Genomic DNA, 2,073 nt, shown 5'->3' with positions numbered 1-2,073 from the left:
TGCTGGTGAGCCCGGAAGGATTCGAACCTTCGACCAATTGATTAAGAGTCAACTGCTCTACCACTGAGCTACGGGCCCGCTCGCCAGCATTCCTTCGGCCTTGGTGAGCCCGACAGGGATCGAACCTGTGACCCACTGATTAAAAGTCAGTTGCTCTACCGCTGAGCTACGGGCCCAAGGCGCGCAGGACACCTAAGCGCCGGTTCCTCGACGGTCAAGCCGGTTCCGGCCCCTCGTGCGCATCTTGGCCGCGCCGTGGGCCTTCGCCTATATAGCGGCGCATGGATGGCGAATCTCACTCCGATCGTCAAGCCCGGCCGTTCAGGTTCCTGAAGATGCACGGGCTCGGCAACGACTTCGTCGTGATCGACGCCCGCGCCGGCGGTGCGCCGGTGACGCCGGCGCTCGCGCGCGCGCTCGGCGACCGCAACCGCGGCGTCGGCTTCGACCAGCTCGCCGTGGTGCGCGCGGGCGAGGGGGTGGCGGCGGAGGTCGACTTCTGGAACGCCGACGGCAGCCTCGCCGATGCCTGCGGCAACGCCACCCGCTGCGTCGCCCGGCTCCTCATGGACGAGACCGGCGCCCGGGCGCTCGACCTCCGGACCGGGAGGGGCGTGCTCCGGGCCGAGGAGGCCGGCGGCGGGCTCGTGCGGGTGAACATGGGACCGCCCGAGCTCGACTGGCGGCAGGTGCCGCTCGCCCGCGAGATGGATCTCGACCCCCTGCCGATCGAGGGCAGCCCCGGCGCCGCCGGCATGGGCAACCCGCACTGCGTCTTCGTCGTCGAGGACGTCGGCCTTGTCGACGTGGCGGCGACCGGCCGGGCGATCGAGGAGCATCCGCTCTTCCCCGAGCGCACCAACGTCGAGTTCGTCCAGGTGATCGACCGCGAGACCATCCGCATGCGGGTCTGGGAGCGCGGCGGCATGGTCACGCTCGCCTGCGGCTCGGGCGCCTGCGCCTCGGTGGTGGTGACCGCCCGCCGCGGGCTGACCGGGCGCAAGGTGACGGTGCGGCTCGACGGCGGCGATCTCGGCATCGACTGGCGCGAGGACGGGGTCTGGATGACCGGCCCGACCGCGCGGGTCTTCGAGGGCCACCTGTCGCCCGACTTCCTCGGGGCGATCGCGTGACCGCCCCCAAGCCGCCGAGGCCCCCCGTCTTCGAGACCTTCGGCTGCCGGCTCAACGCCTACGAGACCGAGGCGATGAAGGGCCTCGCCGCCGCGGCGGGGGCGGGCGACCTCGTCGTCGTCAACAGCTGCGCCGTCACCGGCGAGGCGGTGCGCCAGGCCCGCCAGCGCATCCGCCGCCTCGCCCGGGCGAACCCCGGTGCGCGGGTAGTGGTGACCGGCTGCGCGGCGCAGACCGAGCCCGCGACCTTCGCCGCCATGCCCGAGGTCGACCTCGTCCTCGGCAACGCCGAGAAGCTCCGCCCCGACGCCTGGACGCGCCTCGCCGCCGGCGCGCCGGAGGGGCCGGTCGCGGTCGGCGACATCATGGCGGAGCGCCAGGCCCCGGCGCCGCTCGTCGACGGGCTCGGCACCCGCTCGCGCGCCTATGTCCAGGTGCAGAACGGCTGCGACCACCGCTGCACCTTCTGCATCATCCCCTACGGGCGCGGGAACTCGCGCAGCGTGCCGATCGCCACCGTCACCGAGCAGATCCGCCGCCTGGTCGGCCGCGGCTTCAACGAGGTGGTGCTGACCGGGGTCGACCTCACCAGCTGGGGCGCCGACCTCGAGGGCGGCGCCCGGCTCGGCGACCTCGTCGCCGCGATCCTCGCCGCCGTGCCCGACCTGCCGCGCCTCCGCCTCTCCTCGATCGATTCGGTCGAGGCCGATCCGCGGCTCATGGAGGCGATCGGGGCCGAGCCGCGGCTGATGCCGCACCTGCACCTCTCGCTGCAGGCCGGCGACGACCTGATCCTGAAGCGGATGAAGCGCCGGCACCTGCGCGACGACGCCATCGCCTTCTGCCGCCAGGTGCGGGCGGCGCGGCCCGAGGTGGTGCTCGGCGCCGACATCATCGCCGGCTTCCCGACCGAGACCGAGGCGATGTTCGAACGCTCGCT

General features: G+C 72.8%; 2 protein-coding genes and 2 tRNA genes. 2 read left to right on the top strand and 2 right to left on the bottom strand.

Going from position 1 to position 2,073, the window contains the following annotated elements:
- Positions 1-3 precede the first annotated feature (3 nt).
- A tRNA-Lys gene (locus Q0112_RS13810) sits at positions 4-78 on the bottom strand.
- A gap of 23 nt (positions 79-101) precedes the next feature.
- Positions 102-176: transfer RNA gene (locus Q0112_RS13805), tRNA-Lys, on the bottom strand.
- 159 nt (positions 177-335) lie between these two features.
- Between Q0112_RS13805 and dapF the strand changes: the two genes are divergently transcribed.
- Positions 336-1,133, top strand: a complete 798-nt coding sequence (gene dapF, locus Q0112_RS13800; RefSeq protein ID WP_367278474.1) for a diaminopimelate epimerase — start codon at positions 336-338, stop codon at positions 1,131-1,133.
- Between the two features lie 74 nt (positions 1,134-1,207).
- Positions 1,208-2,073, top strand: an 866-nt coding sequence (locus Q0112_RS13795; protein WP_297976224.1) for a MiaB/RimO family radical SAM methylthiotransferase, incomplete at its 3' end; no start/stop codon positions are given.

Source organism: uncultured Amaricoccus sp., from assembly GCF_937858865.1.
Classification (GTDB): domain Bacteria; phylum Pseudomonadota; class Alphaproteobacteria; order Rhodobacterales; family Rhodobacteraceae; genus Amaricoccus.
Note: the sequence above shows the minus strand (reverse complement) of the source record. Positions and strands in the feature narration are given on the sequence as shown.